We start from the raw sequence: 20,806 nt of genomic DNA on the forward strand, positions 1-20,806 counted from the left end.
TTATACACTAAAAATATTATTTTTTCAAGTGTTTTTGGAATAAAAAAAGCGCGTATTTGCGCCGATTTCCTGAGTTTTGTATGCTGGTTTCTCCTAAAAAATTATGGTGTTAAAGTCTAAAGACGGGAATAGACCTTGGTATAAGTTTATAGCAATAAACCTGTTTTGTCAATATGCAAAATAAAAGCGGTTTCGGCCTAATTTGAAAAAAAATACATTTACTTTATTTCAATAATATGTTATAGTATTAGCGAAATAAATATTGTCTAATTAAACCGTTGACGTGGAGATAAAAATGCGCTATGCGCTCACAGGTGGTATAACGGGTCTATTACACTCGTCCTTGGCATTAGTGTCTATTGGGCGGGTGTTTTTATTTGTAAAAATTATTATTTGTAAAGAGGAGGAGTTTTTGATGCCCGGAATTGCGCAAAATAAACAGGGGCTAAAGGTGTTAATTGCCGGATCGGTGCTGCAGTTGTTTTTAGGTATTGTATATGTATGGAGCGTTTTTGTAATGCCGGTAAGCCAGTTTTATGGATGGGATGTCTCCAGTGTTAAGCTGACGACTTCCTACATGCTGAGCTTTTTTGTGGTGGGAATATTGATTGGAGGGAATCTGCAAGTAAAAATAGGCTCTACAAGGTCTGTTCTTTTAGGCGGGCTGCTGCTTTCGGCGGGCATGTTTGCCACAGCATTCATACCTCAGGCTTACGCATGGTTGGTTTACGTTACGTATGGCATTATCGGGGGCTTTGGGGTAGGTGTTGGGTATATCACCGTCATATCGGCAGCTCAAAAATGGTTTCCGAAAAACCGGGGCTTTGCAACAGGTATCAGCGTATGCGCATTTGGGTTTTCAACGGTAGTATTTGCTCCTCTGATTGAAACGCTTATTAAGCAATACGGTCTGCAAAATACGTTTTTAATACTTTCTGTCGGATTCTTTATCGTCGTATTAGCACTGTTTAGCTTTATTAAAATGCCCGATGAGAGCGTAACCGGCAATGCGGCTTCCACGGCGCTGCTTTCAAAAAGGCAATATACGGTGACAGAAATATTAAAAACAAAGGAGTTTTACTTTATAACCCTTTCGCTTATGCTGGCAACTGCCGCATTTTTTATTCTTAACCCATCATTTAAGACGTTTGCCATTGAAAGGGGACTTGACCCGGCAATGGGGACGGTGGTTGTTATGCTGACAGGTGTCGCAAATGCTCTGGGGCGTTTGGGAGTGCCATTTTTATCGGATAAAATAGGACGTGAAAAGGCCGCTCTTTCCATTATTGTTGCCACCGGGCTTTGCGCTCTGCTTTTGTGCTTTGTACAAGGGTTTATATTTATTGCGACAATTGTAGTTATTGCATTTTGTTACGGAGGATATTCCGGCATTTATCCCGTTATCACAGCGGACTATTTCGGTATTAAAAACGTCGGTTCAAATTATGGGGCGGTAATGGTGGGCTTTGCAATATCTGCGCTTGTATTCCCTATGATTTTAAATCATGTAGGGGACGTTACGGCAAAATTTATCATCTTAGCTTCTTTCGCTGTGGTTGGAGCGATATTGGTTATCCTGCTTATGCGGTCAAATAAAAAACAATAGGAGATGCTGGCATGTCTAAAAAACTACTAATGGGGAATGAAGCCATTGCTTTAGGTGCAATGCGGGCGGGCGTAAGTATTGTAACAGGCTACCCCGGGACGCCGTCTACAGAAGTGCTGGAAACTGTGGCGAAGCATAATGACGGCAGTATTTATGTGGAGTGGTCGGTCAATGAGAAGGTTGCTCTTGAAGTGGCGGCGGGAGGTGCATACGCCGGTGCTCGAGTCATGGTTACTATGAAGCAGGTGGGCCTTAATGTAGCGTCTGATCCTCTTATGAGCCTTAATTATGTGGGGGTAAAGGGAGGCATGGTTATTGTTGTAGCCGATGATCCCGGGCCGATTTCATCTCAAACAGAGCAGGACACACGTCACTTTGGCAAGTTTGCAAAGCTCGCGGTGTTTGACCCGTCTACCCCCGAAGAGGCATATACAATGATTGCCGACGCGTTTGACTATTCGGAGAAGTATGGCGCACCTGTGTTGTTCCGCCCTACTACGCGTGTCTGTCATAGCTGTGCCGATGTTGAGATGCTTGAAGGCATCCCCAGAAAAACACCTGAAGGGTTTGTCAAGGACAGCAGGTGGGTGATTTTCCCAAGGCTTGCCTATGCCAACCATATTAAAATTGAGGATAATCTCAAGGCCATGAGTGATGATTTTTCGCAGTACCAAAACAACATCCTCATCGGCAGCGGCAGCAGAGGCATAGCAACAGGAGGCGTCAGCTATGCATACACCTGCGAGGCGATTGGGGATTCTCCCGCCGGCTGCAAGCTTTTAAAGGTTTCCGCAATGCCTTTTCCGCAAAAGCTGGCGTTGGAATTTCTCCACGGGCTTGACGAGGTGCTTGTTGTCGAGGAGCTGGACCCTGTAATTGAGGATGAGCTGATAGCTCTTTGCGGGCTAAACAACATAAAAGTTGAGATAAAGGGTAAGCGTACAGGACATATTAAAAATGCCGGGGAGAATACCGTTGACAGCGTATCTTCGGCAATCAGGGCCTTCCTCGGCGAGGATGTTCAGGACATGCCTGCCCCGGAGCTGCCCCCGCTTCCCGTACGCCCGCCGGTGCTTTGCGCCGGCTGTCCGCACAGAGCCTCCTTCTTTGCGGTAAAGGAGGCGACAAAGGGCTTAAACGCTGTTTTTTCCGGCGATATCGGCTGCTATACGCTGGGTAACGCGATGCCGCTTGATATGGTCGATACCTGCTTGTGCATGGGCGGAGGTATTACCGTCGCGCAAGGGCTTAACAGGGTGGAGCCGGACAGAATAAATTTTGCCTTTGTGGGAGATTCAACGTTTTTTCACACGGGAATACCGGGCATTATAAATGCTGTTTACAATCAATCAGACATAATAGTAGCCGTGCTTGACAACTCTACAACGGCCATGACAGGCAACCAGCCGCATCCGGGTTTGGGAAGGACTATGATGGGCAGCATTTCCGATAAAATCAGCATTTATAACGTTGTAGCAGCACTTAACGTTTCAAAAATTATCCGTGTAAACCCATTTGACTTAAAACAAGCAAAAGAGGCGGTAGCTTCTGTTATAAAAGAAAAGGGCGTGCGCGTTATTATATTTGAAGCACCCTGCATTGCTGTTTCTAAGGGTAAGGGCAGGTATTCTGTTGACAATTTGAAATGCAGCGGCTGCAAGGTTTGCATCAATAAGCTCGGATGTCCGGCAATAGAAATTGACATGGGAAAGGCAAAAATCAACCCGATCCTTTGCACCGGCTGCGGTGTATGTGCAAATGTATGTGGGATAGGGGCCATGCGAGGTGAAGGGTTATGATTAATTGTATGATAGCGGGTGTTGGCGGACAGGGAACGGTACTTGCCTCAAAGCTTATTGCGGCTGCGGCAATGAATAAGGGTCTTAATGTCCGCACAACAGAGACAATCGGTATGGCGCAGCGCGGGGGCTGTGTGGTAAGTCATATACGCATCGGCAGAAGCATTTATTCACCATTGATACCGCTTAAAGGAGTTCACGCGGCAATAGCATTTGAGCCTGCTGAGGCAGTGCGGATATTGCCGTATCTTGCCGACGATGGGGTGCTTATAGTATGTGATACTGCGGTTAAGCCTGTTACAAGCTCGCTTATCGGTGACACCTATCAGGCGTCTGTTATGTTGGATTACCTTAAGACTTATGCGGCAAGGCTTGTACCTGTAAGCGGGGAGAAGCTTTTAGCGCAATGCGGTAATGCAAAAGCGTTGAATGTAGCACTTTTGGGGACGGCAGTGCAGAGCGGAATACTGCCGTTTGGCGCGGAGGAGCTGAAACGCGCCATAAAGGAAATGCTGCCGCAGCATTTTTGGGAAATGAATATTGCTTCATTTGAAATTGGAAGGAGAATGTATAATGAAGTGTGAAATATTGGAAAAGATTAAGCAGTCTATGAAAAACGCAGTCAAGAGTGAGTTCTACAGAGATCATTTTTCAGGAATAGATATAAACGATATCAATTCTGAGGAGGATTTCAAAAAGCTTCCATTCACAGACAAGGAGGATTTACGGCGTGCTTACCCTCTTGGGCTTCAGGCTGTTCCCGATGATAAGATTGTCCGTATTCACTCTTCATCAGGCACTACAGGTACTCCTGTAATCATTCCCTATACAAAAAAGGATGTTGACGACTGGGCGATTATGTTTAAGCGCTGTTATGAAACCGCTCAAATCACAAATTTAGATCGCATACACATCACGCCGGGCTATGGATTATGGACGGCAGGAATAGGATTTCAAACAGGTGCGGAGCTGCTGGGGGCAATGTGCATTCCTATGGGACCGGGTAATACCGACAAGCAAATTCAGATGATGATGGATATGAAGTCCACCGTGCTTTGCGCAACCTCCTCATATGCACTTCTTCTTGCTGAAGAAATTGCAAAGCGCGGAGTTGGCGATAAAATTCATCTGAAAAAGGGTGTGATAGGCTCGGAGCGCTGGGGAGAAAAAATGCGCCGGCGCATTGCAGGGGAGCTTGGAGTTGAGCTTTATGACATTTACGGACTGACTGAAATCTATGGTCCAGGTATAGGCATGAGCTGTAAATATGAGTGCGGTATGCACATATGGACCGACTATCTTTATTTTGAGATTATTAACCCAAAGACAGGTGAGATTTTGCCCGACGGCGAAATTGGTGAGCTTGTAATTACAACACTGTGCAAGGAAGGCGCACCGCTTATCCGATACCGTACGCATGACCTGACAAGATTTATTCCCGGCACATGCCAGTGTGGGCTTGACTATCCAAGGATTGATACTCTGATTGGGCGTTCCGATGATATGGTAAAGGTTAGAGGAGCTATTATTTACCCAAGCAGAGTGGATGAGCTTCTTGCGACAATAGACGGTGTCAGCAGTGAGTATCAAATAATGATTGACCACTTAAACGGCAAGGACATTCTGACATTGTTTTTTGAAACGTCTCTTGAAATAGGCGATGCATCCGAAAAGCTTGTAAAGACCGTCGAGCATGAGTTTAAGGACAGGATCGGGATTATTCCCAAGGCAAAGGCTGTCGGTATGGGAGAGCTGCCTCGCAGTGAAAAGAAGTCAACGCGCGTGTTTGACAACAGGTATTAACGGGACCGATGAGCAAAAGATGCTTTACTTAAAATATAATAAAAGAAAGGTCTGCGGCAAATGAAGTACTTGATTATTAATGGCAGTCCTCGTAAGGGGAATACCTGGAAGCTGGTTGTGGCTGCCAAGGACAATATACGGAGAGTGGATAGCTCGGCAACATTCGATGAAATTCATTTAATCAAAGAAGGCCTGCCGTTTTGCTGTGGGTGCAGCGCCTGTTTTCGCCTGGGGCATGAAAAATGTCCGCACAGCGTAAAAATAATAGAAATAATAACGTCCATGGAGCGTGCGGATGGAATAATTATTGCTTCCACTACTTATTTCATGCGGGAGACGTCAGTATTGAAAAATTTATTTGATCATCTATGCTTTATGACGCACCGTCCCCATTTTTTTAAGAGCAAGGCGCTTATTATTACCACTACAGGGGGTGTGGGGGGAGGACAGGCTGCTAAAGGGATTTCGTCATTTTTGAAATCAATAGGCTTTAATCGGTGTTATTTGTTCAGTACCGCCTCTTATAGCTGGAATGATTATAAAATAAACGAAAAAACCGGATTAAGGCTGAGCAATGTTACCGGCAGGTTTTGCAAGGATGTTTTGTCAGGGAAGCTGCACAGCCCTTCCTGCTTGCTTCTTATCCCTTATAATCTTTTCAGGGGCATGTCCATTTCATATGCAAAAGGGTCGGAATTTGAAACTCAGGATGGCGTTCATTGGGCGGAGGACCACAGAAAAAACAGTGTATATGACAGCTCTGTCCATGTTCCCCTATACAAAAAGCTTTTTGGGCAGCTTTTCTATATAATCGGTAAATTTGCCGGAAGAAAGATGACGGTTACGTATAAAAAGGACTAACCATAACAGATTAAGTCCTTTTTATACTATTATTTATATATGTAGCGATAAAGATTTTACATGGAGGATATAACTTGATGGAAGAAATTTTTTTGGCCTGTAAGCAATTATATCCTCTATGTTTGTAAAATCTTTATCGCGTCCTATATAGCTTTAAGTCAGGGCATTTTTCCCAGGTGCTGTTTAGTCTGTTATAATGCCGGTGGACTCAAGCAGCTTGCTTGCCGCACCGGGATCTGCCTTTTGGGGGTCGAGCGGAAGAGTGAACATTGCGTGTGGCTTGGTGAAGCCCTCTGCAAAAGAGATATCGCCGTTTTGGCTTATAGTGAAAATATCTGCGCTGGGAGCCGTGCCCTCGTAGGCTGCAAGGTAAACTGTACGGTCAGCGAATATTTCAAGATTCTTGCATTCAAAAATGTAATAGTTTACGCCGTCATGTATAAATGACGAATAACCTCCGCCTAGAGTCCATGCATTCACCTGCCACGGCTTGTAGCCTGATATCAGAGGAGAGAACGAAATGCCTGTTTCTCCTGCCTCGTTTATTTTACTCTCGTCAGTATGGGCAATTGATGCAACAATATAGCTTTTGTCTGCTTCCGCCTCTTTGTCATATTCTGTGAGTCCCTTGCCGCTGACTATGCCATTCAGCGTAATAGTATAGTCCCCGGCCTTTCTGGACTGGTTAATTGTTATTGAATCTTTAGATTCGAAGGCACTTGCCAGTGCATTGTTTCCAGCTTTCAAAGCCACCTCCGGGGGCGATAATAATGCCGACAGCGCAAATGCTGTCCCTGTAAGCGCTGCAATAAGCGCAGCGGTAATAACAGATACTTTTATTATTTTACGAGTTTTCATTTTATCATTCTCCTTTTTTTGTGTTTTGTATTCTGCGGCACGACGCATAAGCTCAATAGTATCCTGTTCGAAGCTTTCCCTGAATTTTACCGAATCGACAGCGGCTTTGTATTTGTCTTTATTCATATAGTAACTCCTCTCTCTCCAGAATTGGCTTTAACAGCACTCTGGCACGTGACAGGCGGGTGCCGACCGTTGCCGCAGGCAGTTCAAGAATTTTTGCAATTTCCTTTATGGAATAATCCTCATAATAGTATAAATGGACCACGGTAACATACTTTTCCGGTAATGACTGCACAGCTGAAAGAAGCTGACAGTATTCATCCTGAGGCAATGTAAGACCTTCGTCCAGAGGGACATTTTTTCTGGCTGACGACTTTAGCATATCACAAGATAAATTGATAACTGTGCGAATCAGCCATGCTTTTTCATGATCATCATTGCGAAACCGAGGGCGTTTGGTCATTAGCCGCAGAAATACTTCCTGAACCGCGTCTTCGGCATCAGCGGTGGATCTTAGTCTTAAAAACGCAATACGCAGCAAAAGCTGGCTGTATTGCTTTACAACACGCTTTATGTATTCATCGGTACCTAATAAATACATCAATTCAACTCCTTTCATATATAATACGATTGTAATGGTTAAAATTTTTCACAGCTTGTAAAAATATATCGAGAGCCGCTATTTCTATTTTATCAAATGTGCATTTCTTATTCACATATATAATGCCATTTGGTATACTTGGCCTATGTTGTGCATTACAGTCTGTACTTCTGTGCCGCTGCAAAAAGCTGTAACTTAATTATTGATATTTGTGATATAATCAAAAAAAAATAGTTTTGCAATATTGTTAAGCTATATTTTGAAAGGATATAAAGCTATGAAACTTTTAGACAAAATGGAAAGAAAGTTCGGTAAATTTGCAATCAAGGGCTTGATGCTGTATATCGTATCACTGAATCTTGCTGTATACCTGCTAATGTATGTCGACCCAACGGGAACTCTTACGGGTAAGCTGATGCTTTATCCCGGGATGGTTTTGAGGGGGGAGGTGTGGAGGCTTTTAACGTTTATTTTTGTGCCTCCACAGACGTCTGTTTTATGGATACTGTTTACGTTGTACTTTTACTACCTTGTGGGTACGGGTCTGGAGCAGGCATGGGGAAGCTTCAAATTCAACATATATTATCTCATAGGAGTATTGGGGACTATATTGTCTGCGTTTATATCAGGGGGAGGGACTTCTGCATTTTATCTGAATTTGTCATTATTCCTTGCCTTTGCGTATATATACCCCAATTATCAGATCCTTCTGTTTTTTATACTTCCTATAAAAGTAAAGTATCTTGCCTGGTTTAACGCCCTGTTTTTGGGGCTGTCCTTTGTAGCGGGAGGTCTTGGCACAAAGCTGGCGATAGCTGCGGCAGTGCTTAATTTTATACTGTTTTTTGGAAAGGATATAGTTTTGGGTCTTAAAAATAACGGAAGGGCGTATTTGCACAGGAGCTCCTTTTCTGCAAAGGTTGCAAGTGCTGAAAAGAAATATTTTCATAAATGCGTGATATGCGGGATAACCGAAAAGGATGACAAGGATATGGAATTCAGGTATTGCATGGATTGCGAGGGAGATTATGAATACTGCATGGTTCATTTAAGGGATCATGAGCATATTAAAAAAGGCTCTGACAATAAATAATAAAAATGCCTTCAAAAATAAAAGCTAAGGACTTATGCTGTTTACCGCAAGAAAGTGACCCGATCGCCAGATATGAATTCTGTTACAGGGTACTAGTTTATAACACATTATGTATAAAACTCAGGCAAAAAATTAATACTAAGGTTAAAGAACTTAAAGCCAATAAATAAAGATTTAGGAAACATTCTATTTAGGGGACAGACGGGTTCTTAAATCACTGGCTTGGGACTGTACAGTTCACAGCATAACAATTTATTATTAAGGAGGTAACAGTAATTGAAGGCGACCGGAATAGTTAGGAGAATAGACGATTTAGGGAGAGTAGTAATCCCCAAGGAGATTAGGAGGACGCTCAGAATCAGGGAAGGAGATCCTCTCGAAATATTTACTGATAAAGAAGGTGAAGTGATTTTAAAGAAATACTCACCTATCGGAGAGCTAGGCGATTTTGCTTCGCAGTATGCCGATTCCTTGCATAAAAACAGCGGACATATTATATGCATTGCCGACAGGGATACAATAATAGCCGTATCGGGAACTACAAAAAAGGAGTTTCTTGAAAAGCACTTAAGTCAGGATCTTGAGAAAATAATAGAAGAAAAAACCACGCTGGTAGTTAAATCTCCTGATGAAAAAGTGATATCCATAATAGCCGATGAAAACGGAGACAGAAAATATTCATCACAGGTTGTATCTCCTATAATATCTGAAGGAGATCCTATAGGTGCTGTTATGTTCTTGTCAACAGATCCCAATGCAAGAATGGGTGAGGTTGAGACTAAGCTTGCTCAAACAGCGGCAGGCTTTCTTGGAAAGCAAATGGAGCAGTAAAAATAATAAAAAAAGCTGCGGCACTAAAGTAATTTGTGCGCAGCTTTTTTATTATTTTACTTTGCAACTATGTTAACAAGCCTGTTCTTTACAACAATAACCTTTTTTATATCCTTGCCTTCGGTATATGACTTCACTATGCTGTCACAAAAGGCTATTTCTGTAACTTCAGCATCATCCGCACCTGACGGTATGCTAAGTCTGCTTCTCACAACCCCGTTTATTTGAACCGCTATTTCAACGGTGTCTTTTACCAGTGCGTTTTTATCCCACTTGGGCCATGCCTGATTGAATATGGAATACTCATAGCCCAGCATTTCCCACATTTCCTCTGAAAAGTGCGGGGCAAACGGTGCAAGCAGTCTGAGAAGATCAGCTATGGTTTCCTCATACAGTTCTATGTTTTTTACCTCGGTCTCTGCTTCGTATTTATACAAGGTATTAACCAGCTCCATAAGTCTGGATATAGAGGTGTTAAACTGGAATTTTTCAGCGTCCTCGCTTACACCCCTGATGGCAAAGTGCCTGGCATAATTAAGCTCCTTTTCATCCTTGCCCGTTTCATTTGTGCTCCTCCCTTTTTTAACCTCACTAAGGCCTTCTACAAGCCTTTCAATTCTTGAGGCAAACCTTGAAATGGCTTTTATCCCGTCATCATTCCACGGGCCTCCATCGGTATATGCAAACCCGAACATAAGATAGAGACGGAATATATCCGAGCCGTGCTTTCTGACATAGCTGTCGGGAGAAATTATGTTTCCTCTGGATTTGCTCATTCTGTTTCCGTCAGGCCCTAAAATTATACCCTGATGTACAAGAGAGGTGAATGGCTCGTCAAATTTCAGATAACCCAAGTCACGAAGCGCTTTTGTTATGAATCTGGCGTATAAAAGATGCATGGCAGCATGCTCAGGCCCTCCTATATACTTGTCTACAGGGAGCATTTTATTTATCCAGTCGGTGTCAAATGCCTTTTCGCTGTTTTTATTATCGGGATACCTGAGATAGTACCATGAGGAGCAAACAAAGGTGTCAAGGGTATCAGGGTCCCTATGGGAAGGTTTGCCGCATTTTGGGCATACAACATCCATAAACTCGGAGCTTTTTTTCAAAGGAGATTCTCCGTCGGGAGTAAATTCAACGTTGTATGGAAGCATAACAGGCAAATCGCTCTCAGGTACGGGAACTATGCCGCAGTGCTCGCAGTGTATGACGGGAATGGGAGCACCCCAGTATCTTTGCCTTGACACCAGCCAATCCCTCAGCCTGTAGTTTATTTTTAAAGACCCTTTTTGATTCTCTTCCAGCTTCCTTACTATGCCGATTTTTGCATCCTGAGAAAGACTGCCGGAAAATTCGGCACTGTCTACCAAAACACCGTATTCAATAAAGGGGAGCTGGCCATCGGCACCTTTCTGCGCCTTTATAACCCGCTTTATGGGGAGCTGATATTTCTGTGCAAATTCAAAATCTCTTTCGTCATGGGCGGGAACAGCCATTACACAGCCCGTTCCATACCCTGCCAGAACGTAGTCCGCTACCCATACGGGAACCTTATCTCCCGTTATGGGGTGTACCGCATAGCAGCCTGTAAATACTCCTGTCTTCTCCCTTACGGTAGACATCCTTTCAATCTCGGTCTGCTTTTTTGCCATTTCCTTATATTCCTCAACGGCCTTCTTGCACTCGGGAGTGGTAATCACGTCTACAATGGGGTTTTCAGGTGCCAGCACCACATAGGTTACCCCATAAAGAGTATCTGCTCTTGTAGTGAATACTTTAAAGGATATATCACAATCGGCAAGCTTAAACTCGATCTCGGCACCTTCTGATTTCCCAATCCAGTTAATCTGTATCTTTTTGGTTTTTTCAGGCCAATCCAGACCGTTAAGCTTCTCTATCAATTCCTCGGCATACGCCGTTATTTTAAAGAACCACTGTGTCAAATCTCTCTTTGTGACCTCGGTGGAGCATCTTTCGCAGGAGCCCTCTACAACCTGCTCATTTGCCAGAACGGTTTTGCATTTGGGGCACCAGTTTACAGGAGCATTTTTTCTGTAGGCAAGCCCTGATTCATAGAGCTTGAGAAACAGCCACTGAGTCCACTTATAATAATCGGGAGTGCAGGTTTTCAGCTCATAATCCCAGTCAAAGGTTGCGCCCATTTCACTTAGCTGTCTTTCCATGGTTTCTATGTTTTTCAGAGTGGAGTCCTGAGGATGAATTCCTGTCTTTATGGCATAGTTTTCGGCGGGGAGACCGAAGGCATCAAAGCCCATAGGCTGAAATACCTCGTAGCCCTGCATCCTTTTCATCCGTGCCCAGGAATCACTCGGCCCATAATTATACCAGTGCCCTACATGCAGGTTGGCACCCGAGGGATAGGAGAACATTTCAAGGCAATACAATTTTTTATCTGCATTTTCCCTGTTAAATTTATATAATCCCGTCTGTTCCCATTTTTCCTGCCATTTTTTATCAATATCTGTTGAGTATGGCATATAATCACTCCTTTTTTAATTTATAAACAATTATTTCCGATTTACATATTGCTATATAGGGTGCAATAAAGATTTTACAAACATAGAGGATATAATTGCTTACAGAAATTTTTAACTACAACGTAAGACTCTAAGAGTCTTCAAGACGCCTTGCGGGGAAATGTCTCTAGGGTCTGCCATCAGGCGCTTTTCTTAGATGTATTCCTTACGGGTCAAAAAAATTTCTTACATCAAATTATATCCTCCATGTAAAATCTTTATTGCTAAATATATATCTAAAAAAATACTGCGGCATATTAAAAACCCGCCTCTTGATAAAGAGACGGGATAATCCGCGGTACCACTCTGCTTGATCCCTTATATAAAGGAATCCACCTCTGACGGCACAAATGCCGCACATTCCTTTAACGGGGAAATCCGGCTCACCCTTTCAAATATGTCGGGCAGCTACTCCCGGGCGAGTTCAAAGGTATGGAATTACCGGCTTTCATCATTTCCGGCTTTCTGTAAAACTCCTAACTCCTTTTACTATTCCCGTTCATTGTATTTAGATACTTGTTTCTGTGATTCTACCACAAATGCGTCGGGTTTTCAACAGTTTTTAACAAAGATGAGCTTAAACAGAACCAAAGACCGGAAGTACAGTATTAGAAAAGAGGCCTGCAGCCCTGCTTGAAGGCTCACGGCCTCTTTTTGATTTACCTTGTTGCCCTGCCCATTTCCTGCATCATCTGGTTGAATCTAGCCCTTAGATCGTTGACAGGCCTATTGTTTGTTATATCATTTGCAAGCTGCTGAATTTTTGTACCAGCGTCTGTTTCGTCAGTCAATACTACATTTCTTATACTGCTGTCAAATTGCTTTACCCTATTTACAATGGTGTCTCTCATGGCATTTATATCAGTATAGGGATTACTGGCCTTGCAGCTTACAATTGCGGTATCTCCATTTACTACTGCATTTGCATCCCTTATTCCATTCATTTTTTCCAATTGGTTGCATATGCCGGTAGCCTTTGCCTGATCAAAGGAGGTTGTTTGTGTATTGTTCATATTTCTTCCTGTGCCTGTATTACCGTTGAGCATTCCTGCGCCAAGGCCCGTATTGTTGGTGTTGTTTCTCAGACCTGTCCTTGTGCCTATGCCTGAACCCGGATTGGTGTCAATGAATGCGTTGTTTCCTGGTGTTTGAGTAATCCTCCTATTGGCACCTATGCCTCCAATAGTACCTGTATTATTGGCACCTATGCCATTAGTACCTATGCCATTAGCACCTGTGCCATTATAGGGGCGCTGGTCTGTACCGGCTATCTGTCCCATCCTATTTGCCGAATTGGGGTTTGCAGGTGTTGTACCTGTCATATTGCAACCGGTTAGTGCCAATGCCATCATCACCGTACCTATTGTAAAGATGCTGGAACCCATATTTTTGAACCTCATTTACGTAACCTCCTCATAATAATTTTTTACTTCAAAAATATTTTTCTCAAAATATATGTTTTTATCAAAGTTAAATTTTTGATTAAAAAAACAGTTGACTTGTACATGAAATAAGTATTATAATATAACCCAGACATAAAATTTGTGTTGGGGGCGCTTAGCTCAGCTGGGGGAGCACCTGCCTTACAAGCAGGGGGTCATAGGTTCGAGCCCTATAGTGCCCACCATAGACAAGAGAACTCAAGGAATATAGCCTTGGGTTCTTTATTTTTGTTATTGGATTTGAATGCACTGTGAGGGCTCAAAAAAATTAATAAAATCAGGCAGCAATTCTTAAATTTAAATATTGACACAGCCCATGGCACCTGTTATACTATCATAGTGTCGGAAGCAGAACTGCTTTTATGTTATTAAAAAAGGCAATTTTTATTATAATTTAACAGTTTGAATTTGTGCTGGTGTAGCTCAGCAGGTAGAGCAATTGACTTGTAATCAATAGGTCGGGGGTTCGATTCCGTCCACCAGCTCCAAAGCCCTTCAAAATAAAAGTTTTGAGGGGCTTTTTGCTTTCGGGAGAATAGGTATAAAAATTTTACTGCAAAGAGTCAAAATCATATTTTATACTTTATCAATAGATGATATAATAATTGTGGGAGGCTCAACAAAATGGGTCAATTTGAAAAGATATTAATAAAAATATTATGTGGGACGAAGGATAATTATATAGATTTTAATGATCTTTGCAAGGTTTTGAAAAGCTTTGAGTTTAAAGTAAGAACTAAGGGAAGCCACCATATTTTTTATAAAGACGGGATAGCTGAAATAATTAATATTCAGCCGGATGGCTCGAGGGCTAAGCCATATCAGGTTAAACAAGTACGACATATAATTTTAAAATATAAGATGGGAGGAGCCATAGATGCATAAATATGAAATTATTATTTATTGGAGCGAAGATGATGAAGCATATATTGCTGAAGCACCTGAATTGGCAGGCTGTGCTTCCGACGGCAGGACCTATTTTGAAGCTTTAAGAAATATAGAAACAGTCATAGAAGAATGGATAGAAACTGCAAAGCTTTTAGGCAGGCAAATTCCAGACCCCAAAGGAAGGTTGAATTTTGCATAAGGCAGGCTGTACTTCAGGCATGTTAATCATAAAAATCACATCTAAATTTAAGCCTTGGAAGCATCAAGAATAAAAGCTCTTGGTGCTTTGTTTTTATATCAGGCCACAAGCAATACTACCAAAGCCTCTATCAAGCAAAAATTTTACAGAGCTTATGACAATGGGGCATTATGCTTATCTGTTCAACCTTCAGGCGGATAAATATAAGACGGGAGCAAATAATCAATAAATAAAATAATGACATAGTGCCGGTTTTTATATATAATCTATGTTAAGGATTACATTGTAGGTAGCTGAAAAATGAAAAATTATTTAATAGGGAGTCGAAAAATGAGCTTGGATGACACTTGGATAAAGGTGAGAGAGTTTCACGAGAAATTTGGACATCCTGTCTCTGAGAAGCCTGTTCTGCTGAATGAGGATCGGGTGGGAAAGAGATATGACTGGATGCTTGAGGAAATAAATGAGTTTAAGGAATCGGATAATATTTATGATCAGGCTGATGCAATGATTGACTTGATTTATTTTGCGGTAGGCACGATGGTTGAAATGGGAGTTAAGCCTGAAAATGTGTTTGATATTGTTCACAGTGCAAACATGAGAAAGCTGTGGCCTGACGGTAAGCCTCACTATAATGAGCAGGGAAAGACAATTAAACCCGCGGGCTGGACAGATCCGTACAATGACATTAAAAAGGAAATAGATTTTCAAAGCAAAAAAATTACTTAAGGGCGTGAAAAACAGACGTGCGTGCGCTGTCTTATAAAATACCTGTCCTAAATATATACCTCATAATATAGTGTATCTATACATAATATATAGCATAAATTATAGGAGTCAAAATATGAAAATTTTTAAGTGGGTATATTTAAAAAATTTTTTTGCTAATATTGTTATTTTTTTTCTTATGTCTATTGTTATAACATATATATGCGAAAAAATCCCAAAAGAGATGTATAGCTGTAAGAACTGGCTTTTGCGTGAAAGAAAATGGGAAAAAAAAGGCCTGATCTATCAGCGGCTGCTGAAGGTAAAGAGCTGGAAAAAATATTTGATTGAGTTGAATGACTTTATAAAGTCTGTTTTCCCTAAAAAGCATATACCTGAATATTCAAAGGAATATTTGTCAAGGTACCTGGCGGAATGCTGCAAGTCGGAGCTGGCACACTGGACAATCATTTTTTCCACTTTTCTGTTCTGGGTATTTAATGACTTTAATACATTTTTTACGATGCTGTTGGTTGCCGTTGTGTTAAATTTGCCGTATATCATAATTCAGAGGTACAACAGACCCCGAATACTGCAAATTATAAAGCATATGGATAATGTAACTCAATTTTGCGCCGTGAATGAGAGGTAAGGCATTCGGTTGCTATTGAGTTGCTTTATTCAGCTATACTTAGAAGGAATTGGGCAATATCCTTGGCGGCGCATGTCTTCCTGAAGCTTATCTGGTGTCTGTAAATTTCGTTCAGCCTGCTTCCGTTGTTGCAAAGCAGCCCGTTTACGATGTCGGGAAGTGTATTGATATCGCGGCATACTACTCCAAGGTTGTTGTCTTCCACAAAATCAGGGTTCTTTTCCTCCTGGCCTGTTAATGAACCGGTGACGATGACGGGCTTACACAAATTTACAGCTTCCATAAGGACATTGGGGCTTGCACGTATGATAAGAATATCCGAAATTGACATATAGTATTCTACATTTTTAACAAAGCCATGAATTGTTATTCTGCCGCCAAACTCAGGCAGCAGGGATTTTTCCAGAGAGTTTTTGACCTTTGCATTGTTGCCCGAAAGAATAATAACCCTGCAGGTAAAGAACCGCAGAAGAATTCTGGATATTTTCTCTACACTTTTTAAGCCCTGACTTCCGTTCATGATAAGAAACGTCAGTCCTTCCTTGTGCGAAATGCCTCTTAAAGCTTCGGAGCTGCCAGAAGGGTCAAAATGGTTAAACCTGTCTCTTACAGGGAATCCAAAAACCTTAATTTTTTCATCCGCGATTGAAAGCTTGAGCAAGGTGCTTCTGGAAGCTTCTGTAGGGCATAGGGTGTACGAGCACCTGCGATCGGCCCACAGGTGTGAGATGTTATCCAAATCCGCCACCATGGACACAACCGGTGCTTTTATGCCCATATCCTCCACAAGATCCATAACAGACCCGACGTATGCGGGGTGTACTACCACTATTAGCCTGGGGGAGGTTTTGTTAATAAGCTCTGTAAATTTCTTTTTTATGCTCTGTGCGGAAAAATATTTTACTAATGAAGGAAATATATTGCCTAAGCCATAGAATATTTTCCATAATAACGGGGCATTGACGGCCACCTTGTTATATAGCCTGCTCATTGTGTATGAAACCCTTCCTCCGAGCATAAAAGCATCCGCCTCGTGTACTTCTGTAGATGGGCTGAGGAGCGTGAGCTGCTCCCGAACAGACTCCGTAATGCTTATGTGTCCATAGCCGGTATTATATGACGAAATAAAAAGAATTCCTCCCATTGGGTTCTCCCGCCTTTGAATATCTTAAGTAAATTAATGAATTGTATGTCAATCTTCCGCATCTTTAGGCTTTATTTTTGAAGAGAAAGCCTGCCGGAGACTCTGGCCGGTGAATATGCCGGGCAGTATGATTTTAATCATGAGAAGCACAATAGGACCTAAAAGAAGCCCTGCAACGCCCGCCAGCTGCAGCCCTACATACATAAACATAAGAGTGACCAGAGGGTGTACTCCTATTTGCTGACCTATTATTTTGGGTTCCAGTATCTGGCGTACAATAAGTATTATAAAGTAAAGAATAATGAGTGAGGCTCCCGTCCGAACATCCCCAGACACGAAAGAGTAAATACTCCAAGGTATAAGCACCGTGCCTGTGCCAAGCACGGGGAGAATGTCTATAATTCCGATTGCAACTGCAAGCAGAAGCGAATAATTAATCCCTATGATTGACAGGCCGATCCACAGCTCCGTCATTGTAATGAGAAGAATTATTATATAAGCCTGCAAAAGCTTAAAGACAGAGGCTAGCATATCATTTTTAAATGTGATGAATTTGTTTATCCAATCTCCCGGTAAAAAAGAACGTATAAACGAGGAAATTTTATCCTTATCGCTGGCAAAAAAGAAGGTGGCCAGAATTGTAATTATAACAAAAATCAGTATCTGCGGAAGAGATGCCGCAGTGGAGTACACGCCCTTCACAATAGCTTCGAGCATGACTGATATTGAGCTTGTGAGTTGCTTAAGTATGTCATAGAGGTTTGTAGAAAGCTCTTTAGGTATCCACAGAAGAATTTCATTAAGACTGTCTATCAGGGGATTAATATTGTTTGTAAGGTCATTTGCCAATCCAGGCAAGCTGTTGAGCAGACCCTTTACTTCTTTGATGAGATTTATTATAATTCCATAAACTATGAATGCGATACCTACGATCATCACCAAGAGGCTTAAGGATGCCGCCACCTTTCTCTTTAGGCGCAGCCTCTTCATTAATAATGATATTAACGGCTCCATGAGAAAGGAAAAAATCAGTGCCGCAATAAACGGGGCAAAATAGGGCAGCAGCTTATATAATATTAAAATTCCTACGGCTCCGCAAACAATCATTAAAATCAGCTTTAAATGTTTCTTGAAAAAAAATTTTAATTCACCCATAGCTAAATTAATTCCTTTATCAAACAAAAGTATTGTTCTGGCAGACCATGCAGTCTGACAGGCCTCCCGTGCCTTGACAGTACAGTAATGTTATCAAAATATATATTGCGTGTCAAGGCGATATAGAAGGCTTGACACATAGTTAACAAAAAATTAAGAGTTAGGAGTGATAGGGTTTCTTCTGTTTATAAATACGGTGGAAAGTGCTGCCAGTGCAATGACAGAGCTTGCCACTATGGGAAGTGCATGACCTAACGAGTAGGCTTCAAGACCGGGTACTTTGCTCAGTATAACGCTTGAGCTGTTGTAGAATACATGTATAAGTATCGCGCTCCATATTGAACGGGTCCATAAGCATACCACCCCCAGTATTATTCCAAGAACCGACGCATATATTGCCTGAGTGAGGTTTAGGTGGTATATCCCGAAAAGCAACGCTTGAATTATGACAGCAGGGACAGCGGACATGTTTTTGGACAATTCCTTAAGGATAAGTCCTCTGAAAATTATTTCCTCAATAACAGGACCAGCGATTCCTATTCCAAGTAAAAGCATAAATGCAGAGTTGTCCTCAAAAATTATTTTGAACATATTCTGTACGTCAGGAGAGAGCTTATCTATAGACAACAAGGATACAAAAAAATTTACCGGAAGAACCAGAGACAATCCCAGCAGTAAGCTATAGAATATATTTTTCTTACTTATGCCAGAAAAGCCGCAAAATGCGAAAAAGTTCTCCTTTCTGAGCTTGAATGCACCCCAGTATATAAAGAAAGAAGCCGCGGAAGCTAAGATAAGTATAAATACCGTATTCTTTAGTACAGGCTCAAGTATTTCGTTAGGATTAATATTTAACGGATTCTGGATAATTGCCTTTATGCTGTAGAACAAGCCTGCCATACCTCCAAGATAGCTTTGAAGTATAAAGTAGACTCCCAGATAAAGCAGTATAAAGGCCGACATCTTTAAATATTTCATTTATTTCAAGCCTCCTTTAGTATGTATATTCACATTCTGCCCGTTATATTAATTTTACATGTATTCTTTTAATTGTCAATGAAAATTCACCCATATTTTTTCTGCTCTATCTGTTGTGTTATTTTATAAAAATAATGACAAAAGCTATCGCGAATATGTTATAATAGAACATATGACACAACGTTTTTCACATCATCTTTATTAAGTATACTACACTTATAAAATCAGCATTATAATGTAGGCAGTTTATTTGGGAGGAGTTATAAAAATGAAAACAAAAGCGGTAAGATTATACGGAAAAAATGATTTAAGGCTGGAGGAATTTGAGCTTCCTCCGATAAAGGAAGATGAGATACTGGCGCACATTATTTCCGACAGCATTTGTATGTCCTCTTATAAGGCCTCTATACAGGGAAGCGATCACAAGAGGGTTCCGAACGATATTGACCGCAATCCCATTATTATAGGACATGAGTTTTGCGGAGAGATTGTGGAGGTGGGGGCAAAGTGGAAGGAACAGTTTAAGGCGGGCGACAAGTTTTCAATACAGCCTGCCATGAATAAAAAGGATGACCCATACGCAGCACCGGGATATTCTTTTAAATATATAGGAGGGAGTGCTACCTATATCGTTATACCCAATGAAGTAATGGAGCTGGGATGTCTGCTGAACTATAAGGGGGATGCATACTTTTACGGCTCTTTATCAGAGCCTATGTCATGCATAGTGGGTACTTTCCATGCCAATTACCACACCACGGGGGGGAGCTATGTTCATAACATGGGTATAAAGGAAGGCGGAAATATGGCCATACTTGCGGGTGTGGGGCCTATGGGGCTGGGGGCAATAGACTATGCCCTGCACTGCGACAGGAAGCCCGGGCTGCTTGTGGTAACCGACATTGATGCTGCCAGGCTGGAAAGGGCGGGCTCCATATACACCGTGGAGGATGCAAAAAAGAATGGGGTAGAGCTTATATATGTAAATACCGTATCTTCTAATAACCCTGAAGAGTACTTGCTTTCGCTTACGGGAGGGAAGGGATACGATGATGTTATGGTATTTGCCCCGGTGAAGCCTGTTGTGGAAATGGGGGATAAAATACTTGGTCATGACGGGTGTCTGAATTTCTTTGCAGGCCCAAGCAATACGGCATTTTCGGCAGAGTTCAATTTTTACAATGTACACTACAATTCCACCCATGTTGTAGGTACCAGCGGGGGAAACACTCAGGATATGATAGAATCGCTGGACATGATGGCAGGGGGAAGCATTAACCCGTCGTCAATGATTACTCATATCGGGGGCCTTAATTCTGTGGTTGAGACAACGCTAAACCTCCCTAAAATACCCGGAGGCAAAAAGCTCATATATACCAACATAGATATGCCGTTAACCGCTATAGCGGATTTTGCGGAAAAAGGAAAGAGCGACCCCCTGCTTGCGGGCTTGAATGAAATAGTAGCCGGAAATAATGGGCTATGGTGTGCCGAAGCGGAAAAGTATCTTTTGAGCAATGCAAAAGCCATATGATGCTTATTACATGCACGGCATTAATTTAATGTTGACATAACAGACACACAATGATAATATTTAACTATAAAATGTTACATTTTATCACGAAACTAACGTCTGTATTTATAT

At 41.9% G+C, this 20,806-nt stretch carries 19 protein-coding genes, 2 tRNA genes and 1 other annotated feature; of the genes, 14 read left to right on the plus strand and 7 right to left on the minus strand.

Features of this window, described 5'->3' with window-relative positions; all coding sequences use genetic code 11:
• The first annotated feature begins 415 nt into the window (after positions 1 to 415).
• From DFR58_RS16385 to DFR58_RS16405, 5 genes are read left to right on the plus strand one after another with little or no spacing between them, the layout of a single operon-like run.
• The gene (locus DFR58_RS16385) at positions 416 to 1,606 is read left to right on the plus strand and encodes an MFS transporter (protein WP_170138194.1); all 1,191 of its coding nucleotides are present in this window, start codon (positions 416 to 418) and stop codon (positions 1,604 to 1,606) included.
• A gap of 11 nt (positions 1,607 to 1,617) precedes the next feature.
• Entirely contained in the window at positions 1,618 to 3,405 is a 1,788-nt protein-coding gene (gene iorA, locus DFR58_RS16390) for an indolepyruvate ferredoxin oxidoreductase subunit alpha (protein ID WP_114298940.1), read from the plus strand.
• Entirely contained in the window at positions 3,402 to 3,989 is a 588-nt protein-coding gene (locus tag DFR58_RS16395) for an indolepyruvate oxidoreductase subunit beta (RefSeq protein WP_207659258.1), read from the plus strand. The genes iorA and DFR58_RS16395 overlap by 4 nt, the downstream gene beginning before the upstream one ends.
• The gene (locus DFR58_RS16400; protein ID WP_114298941.1) at positions 3,979 to 5,208 is read left to right on the plus strand and encodes a phenylacetate--CoA ligase family protein; all 1,230 of its coding nucleotides are present in this window, start codon (positions 3,979 to 3,981) and stop codon (positions 5,206 to 5,208) included. Before DFR58_RS16395 ends, DFR58_RS16400 begins: the two co-directional genes overlap by 11 nt.
• A gap of 60 nt (positions 5,209 to 5,268) precedes the next feature.
• Positions 5,269 to 6,069 carry a flavodoxin family protein gene (locus DFR58_RS16405; RefSeq protein WP_114298942.1) on the plus strand — a complete coding sequence of 267 codons (801 nt, stop codon included), beginning with the start codon at positions 5,269 to 5,271 and terminating at the stop codon, positions 6,067 to 6,069.
• Positions 6,070 to 6,252: 183 nt separating this feature from the next.
• On the opposite strand, the gene DFR58_RS16410 is transcribed toward DFR58_RS16405, so the two are convergent.
• On the minus strand, positions 6,253 to 7,053 hold the full coding sequence (locus tag DFR58_RS16410; protein WP_114298943.1) for a DUF4179 domain-containing protein: 801 nt from the start codon (positions 7,051 to 7,053) through the stop codon (positions 6,253 to 6,255).
• Positions 7,046 to 7,531 (minus strand): RNA polymerase sigma factor, encoded by a 486-nt coding sequence (locus tag DFR58_RS16415; protein WP_114298944.1) that lies wholly within the window; start codon positions 7,529 to 7,531, stop codon positions 7,046 to 7,048. The genes DFR58_RS16410 and DFR58_RS16415 overlap by 8 nt, the downstream gene beginning before the upstream one ends.
• Before the next feature lie 277 nt (positions 7,532 to 7,808).
• Between DFR58_RS16415 and DFR58_RS16420 the strand changes: the two genes are divergently transcribed.
• Together DFR58_RS16420 and spoVT are read left to right on the plus strand one after the other, a co-directional pair.
• A complete protein-coding gene (locus DFR58_RS16420) occupies positions 7,809 to 8,624 on the plus strand; it encodes a rhomboid family intramembrane serine protease (RefSeq protein ID WP_114298945.1) in 816 nt (271 codons plus the stop codon).
• A 276-nt stretch (positions 8,625 to 8,900) separates the two neighbouring features.
• Positions 8,901 to 9,455, plus strand: coding sequence for a stage V sporulation protein T (gene spoVT, locus DFR58_RS16425; protein ID WP_114298946.1), 555 nt, complete (start codon positions 8,901 to 8,903; stop codon positions 9,453 to 9,455).
• A 56-nt stretch (positions 9,456 to 9,511) separates the two neighbouring features.
• On the opposite strand, the gene leuS is transcribed toward spoVT, so the two are convergent.
• Both leuS and DFR58_RS16435 read right to left on the minus strand, forming a co-directional pair.
• Positions 9,512 to 11,956, minus strand: coding sequence for a leucine--tRNA ligase (gene leuS, locus DFR58_RS16430; RefSeq protein ID WP_114298947.1), 2,445 nt, complete (start codon positions 11,954 to 11,956; stop codon positions 9,512 to 9,514).
• 315 nt (positions 11,957 to 12,271) lie between these two features.
• Positions 12,272 to 12,507: a binding site (T-box leader), on the minus strand.
• Between the two features lie 147 nt (positions 12,508 to 12,654).
• Positions 12,655 to 13,395 (minus strand): YhcN/YlaJ family sporulation lipoprotein, encoded by a 741-nt coding sequence (locus DFR58_RS16435; protein WP_114298948.1) that lies wholly within the window; start codon positions 13,393 to 13,395, stop codon positions 12,655 to 12,657.
• A 151-nt stretch (positions 13,396 to 13,546) separates the two neighbouring features.
• Here DFR58_RS16435 and DFR58_RS16440 point away from each other — a divergent pair.
• From DFR58_RS16440 to DFR58_RS16465, 6 genes are all read left to right on the plus strand, one after another.
• Positions 13,547 to 13,622 (plus strand) — tRNA-Val (locus tag DFR58_RS16440).
• 227 nt (positions 13,623 to 13,849) lie between these two features.
• Positions 13,850 to 13,925: transfer RNA gene (locus tag DFR58_RS16445), tRNA-Thr, on the plus strand.
• Between the two features lie 136 nt (positions 13,926 to 14,061).
• On the plus strand, positions 14,062 to 14,322 hold the full coding sequence (locus tag DFR58_RS16450) for a type II toxin-antitoxin system HicA family toxin (RefSeq protein ID WP_114298949.1): 261 nt from the start codon (positions 14,062 to 14,064) through the stop codon (positions 14,320 to 14,322).
• Positions 14,315 to 14,524 (plus strand): type II toxin-antitoxin system HicB family antitoxin, encoded by a 210-nt coding sequence (locus DFR58_RS16455; protein WP_114298950.1) that lies wholly within the window; start codon positions 14,315 to 14,317, stop codon positions 14,522 to 14,524. Before DFR58_RS16450 ends, DFR58_RS16455 begins: the two co-directional genes overlap by 8 nt.
• Before the next feature lie 330 nt (positions 14,525 to 14,854).
• Entirely contained in the window at positions 14,855 to 15,253 is a 399-nt protein-coding gene (locus tag DFR58_RS16460; RefSeq protein WP_114298951.1) for a pyrophosphohydrolase domain-containing protein, read from the plus strand.
• A 115-nt stretch (positions 15,254 to 15,368) separates the two neighbouring features.
• Positions 15,369 to 15,884 (plus strand): glycosyl-4,4'-diaponeurosporenoate acyltransferase CrtO family protein, encoded by a 516-nt coding sequence (locus DFR58_RS16465; RefSeq protein ID WP_114298952.1) that lies wholly within the window; start codon positions 15,369 to 15,371, stop codon positions 15,882 to 15,884.
• A gap of 25 nt (positions 15,885 to 15,909) precedes the next feature.
• Here DFR58_RS16465 and DFR58_RS16470 read toward each other — a convergent pair whose 3' ends face one another.
• From DFR58_RS16470 to DFR58_RS16480, 3 genes are all read right to left on the minus strand, one after another.
• A complete protein-coding gene (locus tag DFR58_RS16470) occupies positions 15,910 to 17,028 on the minus strand; it encodes an MGDG synthase family glycosyltransferase (RefSeq protein ID WP_114298953.1) in 1,119 nt (372 codons plus the stop codon).
• Positions 17,029 to 17,076: 48 nt separating this feature from the next.
• On the minus strand, positions 17,077 to 18,210 hold the full coding sequence (gene ytvI / locus DFR58_RS16475; protein WP_207659259.1) for a sporulation integral membrane protein YtvI: 1,134 nt from the start codon (positions 18,208 to 18,210) through the stop codon (positions 17,077 to 17,079).
• Between the two features lie 126 nt (positions 18,211 to 18,336).
• The gene (locus DFR58_RS16480; RefSeq protein WP_114298955.1) at positions 18,337 to 19,161 is read right to left on the minus strand and encodes a CPBP family intramembrane glutamic endopeptidase; all 825 of its coding nucleotides are present in this window, start codon (positions 19,159 to 19,161) and stop codon (positions 18,337 to 18,339) included.
• Positions 19,162 to 19,429: 268 nt separating this feature from the next.
• On the opposite strand from DFR58_RS16480, the gene DFR58_RS16485 reads away from it, so the two are divergent.
• On the plus strand, positions 19,430 to 20,695 hold the full coding sequence (locus tag DFR58_RS16485) for a zinc-binding dehydrogenase (RefSeq protein ID WP_114298956.1): 1,266 nt from the start codon (positions 19,430 to 19,432) through the stop codon (positions 20,693 to 20,695).
• The last annotated feature ends 111 nt before the right edge of the window (positions 20,696 to 20,806 follow it).

This window comes from Anaerobacterium chartisolvens (assembly GCF_003337415.1).
GTDB classification, from domain to species: domain Bacteria; phylum Bacillota; class Clostridia; order Acetivibrionales; family DSM-27016; genus Anaerobacterium; species Anaerobacterium chartisolvens.

Coding starts and splice junctions, on each gene's coding strand:
- DFR58_RS16385 (WP_170138194.1), top strand. CDS start 416: ATGCCCGGAATTGCGCAAAATAAACAGGGGCTAAAGGTGTTAATTGCC.
- iorA (WP_114298940.1), top strand. CDS start 1,618: ATGTCTAAAAAACTACTAATGGGGAATGAAGCCATTGCTTTAGGTGCA.
- DFR58_RS16395 (WP_207659258.1), top strand. CDS start 3,402: ATGATTAATTGTATGATAGCGGGTGTTGGCGGACAGGGAACGGTACTT.
- DFR58_RS16400 (WP_114298941.1), top strand. CDS start 3,979: ATGAAGTGTGAAATATTGGAAAAGATTAAGCAGTCTATGAAAAACGCA.
- DFR58_RS16405 (WP_114298942.1), top strand. CDS start 5,269: ATGAAGTACTTGATTATTAATGGCAGTCCTCGTAAGGGGAATACCTGG.
- DFR58_RS16410 (WP_114298943.1), bottom strand. CDS start 7,053: ATGAATAAAGACAAATACAAAGCCGCTGTCGATTCGGTAAAATTCAGG.
- DFR58_RS16415 (WP_114298944.1), bottom strand. CDS start 7,531: ATGTATTTATTAGGTACCGATGAATACATAAAGCGTGTTGTAAAGCAA.
- DFR58_RS16420 (WP_114298945.1), top strand. CDS start 7,809: ATGAAACTTTTAGACAAAATGGAAAGAAAGTTCGGTAAATTTGCAATC.
- leuS (WP_114298947.1), bottom strand. CDS start 11,956: ATGCCATACTCAACAGATATTGATAAAAAATGGCAGGAAAAATGGGAA.
- DFR58_RS16435 (WP_114298948.1), bottom strand. CDS start 13,395: ATGAGGTTCAAAAATATGGGTTCCAGCATCTTTACAATAGGTACGGTG.
- DFR58_RS16450 (WP_114298949.1), top strand. CDS start 14,062: ATGGGTCAATTTGAAAAGATATTAATAAAAATATTATGTGGGACGAAG.
- DFR58_RS16455 (WP_114298950.1), top strand. CDS start 14,315: ATGCATAAATATGAAATTATTATTTATTGGAGCGAAGATGATGAAGCA.
- DFR58_RS16460 (WP_114298951.1), top strand. CDS start 14,855: ATGAGCTTGGATGACACTTGGATAAAGGTGAGAGAGTTTCACGAGAAA.
- DFR58_RS16465 (WP_114298952.1), top strand. CDS start 15,369: ATGAAAATTTTTAAGTGGGTATATTTAAAAAATTTTTTTGCTAATATT.
- DFR58_RS16470 (WP_114298953.1), bottom strand. CDS start 17,028: ATGGGAGGAATTCTTTTTATTTCGTCATATAATACCGGCTATGGACAC.
- DFR58_RS16480 (WP_114298955.1), bottom strand. CDS start 19,161: ATGAAATATTTAAAGATGTCGGCCTTTATACTGCTTTATCTGGGAGTC.
- DFR58_RS16485 (WP_114298956.1), top strand. CDS start 19,430: ATGAAAACAAAAGCGGTAAGATTATACGGAAAAAATGATTTAAGGCTG.